Here is a 2,041-nt window from a genome sequence, read left to right as displayed (position 1 = left end):
TCTTCGAGCTCGGCGGTGACTCGATCATGTCGATGCAGCTCGCGTCCCGAGCCCGGGCCGCCGGCTGGGTCGTCTCGCCCCGGCAGATCTTCGAGGAGAAGACGCCGGAGCGGTTGGCTCGGGTGGCTGTCGCGGTTGATGCGGTGTCCGTGGAGGTTGCGGACTCGGGTGTCGGCAAGGTGCCGTGGACGCCGGTGATGCGGGAGATGGGCGCGGACGCGCTGCGCTCCCAGTTCGCGCAGTGGGTCGTGGTCGGCGTGCCGGCCGATCTTGGCACGGACGTTCTCCGGGCGGCGGTTCAGGCGCTGGTGGACACGCACGGAATGCTGCGCGCCCGCGCCGTAACCGCGGACGACGCCGGTGATCCGGTGTTGATCGTGCCCGAGCCGGGTGAGGTGGACACGACCAGGTGGTTCGTGCGCGTGGACGCCGCTGACGTCCCCGAGGACCGGATGGACGAACACGCGGCGCGTGCCGCCCGGGAGGCGGTCGAGCGGCTGCGCCCGGTCGACGGCGTGATGGCGCAGGTGGTGTGGCTGGACGCGGGAGCCGAGCGGATGGGCCGGGTGGTGTTGGTGGTGCATCACTTGGTGGTGGACGGGGTGTCGTGGCGGGTGTTGGTGCCTGACCTGCGGGCGGCCTGCGAGGCCGTGGCCGCCGGCCGCGAGCCGGCGCCGGAGGCCACGGGCACCTCCTTCCGTACCTGGGCCCGGCAGCTCCAGCGCGACGCCGAGAGCGACGAACGAGCGGCGGAGCTGGACAGCTGGATGAACCTGCTCTCGGGTGCCGGGGAGACGCCGCTCGGCCGCCGAGCCCTGGACCCGTCCGTGGACACGGTCGCCACGCTGCGTCGTCGGGCATGGCAGGTGTCGGCTGCGCAGGCCGCTGCGTTGGCGGGCTGTACCCCGGCGTTGTTCCACTGCGGTGTGCACGAGGTGCTGCTGGCGACGTTGACGGGTGCGGTGGCTGGGTGGCGGCCGGAGGCCGTGGTGGCTGGTGGGTTGTTGGTGGAGGTGGAGGGGCACGGGCGGGAGTCGCTTGTGGAGGGGATGGATCTGTCGCGGACGGTGGGGTGGTTCACGGCGGCGTATCCGGTGCGCTTGGATGCGTCCGGGGTGGACCTGGCCGACGCCGTGTCGGGTGGTGCGGGGGCCGGTGATCTGGTGAAGCGGATCAAGGAGCAGGTGCAGGCCGTTCCCGGAGACGGACTCGGCTATGGACTGTTGCGGTACGTCAACCCGGAGACGGCGGAGGTGCTGGCAGGTCTGCCGTCGGCGCAGGTGGGCTTCAACTATCTCGGCCGGTTCACCTCGGCCGGTGATGCGACAGACGGTGCCGCAACGGTCTGGGAGCTGGCGGGAGAGCAGGCGGTGGGCGGTGCCGCCGACCCGGAGATGCCCGCGCTGCACGCGCTCGACGCGGGAGCCGTGATCGCGGACACCCCGCAAGGACCAGAACTGACCCTGTCGCTGAGCTGGCCCGCGGGACTGTTCGACGACTCCGAAGTGGACCGGCTGGGCTGTGCGTGGCTGGAGCTGCTGTCCGGGCTCGCCGCCCACACCGCCGATCCCGGCGCGGGCGGCCACACCCCCTCCGACTTCCCGTTGGTGGCGTTGGATCAGGTGGGTGTTGAGGAGTTGGAGTCGTTGGTGCCGGGGTTGGTGGATGTGTGGCCGTTGTCTCCTTTGCAGGAGGGGATGTTCTTTCATGCTTCGCTGGGTGAGGGGGGTCGGGATGCGTATGTGGGGCAGCGGACTCTGGAGTTGACGGGGCCGGTGGACGCGGCGCGGTTGCGGAGGACGTGGCAGGCGTTGCTCGAGCGGCATCCGATTCTGCGTGCCGGGTTCCGTCAGGGGGCTCGGGGTGAAGCGGTTCAGGTGGTGGTGGATGGGGTGGTGTTGCCGTGGCGTGAGGTGGATGTGTCGGGGTTGGGTGGTGGCGTCGATGGTGACGGTGGTGCGGTGGTGGCGGCGGAGCGGGTGGCGGGGGAGGAGTTGGCGTGTGGGTTTGATGTGGGGGTGCCGCCGTTGGTGCGGGTGGC

General features: G+C 71.0%; 1 protein-coding gene. It reads left to right on the top strand.

All coding sequences use genetic code 11. The features are described 5' to 3' along the window. Window positions 1–26 precede the first annotated feature (26 nt). The coding region (locus tag ACFWPS_RS53945) for a condensation domain-containing protein (RefSeq protein ID WP_383721911.1) at window positions 27–2,041 on the top strand (2,015 nt) is incomplete at its 3' end.

The sequence above is a fragment of the Streptomyces sp. NPDC058457 genome (genome assembly GCF_042720695.1).
Taxonomy (GTDB): Bacteria; Actinomycetota; Actinomycetes; order Streptomycetales; family Streptomycetaceae; genus Streptomyces.
The sequence above is the reverse complement of the archived record's forward strand: the minus strand, read 5'-3'. Positions and strand labels throughout refer to the sequence as shown.